The organism is Rhodococcus sp. KBW08 (genome assembly GCF_003852455.1).
GTDB classification, from domain to species: domain Bacteria; phylum Actinomycetota; class Actinomycetes; order Mycobacteriales; family Mycobacteriaceae; genus Rhodococcus_F; species Rhodococcus_F baikonurensis.
This window is the reverse complement of the sequence record NZ_QAJJ01000049.1, coordinates 1-237: the sequence shown is the minus strand read 5'-3', so window position 1 is coordinate 237 and position 237 is coordinate 1. Positions and strand designations below refer to the sequence as shown.

Genomic DNA, 237 nt, shown 5'->3' with positions numbered 1-237 from the left:
ACCGCCCTGATCGCCCGCGACAAAGGATGCGCCTTCCCCGGCTGCGACTGCGTCCCCGCCTGGACCGACGCCCACCACATCAAACACTGGGCCAAAGGAGGACCAACCGTCATGGACAACCTGGTCCTGCTCTGCCGAACCCACCACACCCTGATGCACCGCAAACCCGGAATCACCGGCACCTGGGAGATCCGGATAGGCACCGATCACATGCCCTGGTTCATCCCACCACCAGGC

The 237-nt window shown here is 64.6% G+C and carries 1 protein-coding gene; it reads left to right on the top strand.

Features of this window, described 5'->3' with window-relative positions:
- Nucleotides 1-237: HNH endonuclease signature motif containing protein (locus tag DBV08_RS31910; RefSeq protein ID WP_148090804.1), on the top strand; the 237-nt coding region annotated here is incomplete at both ends.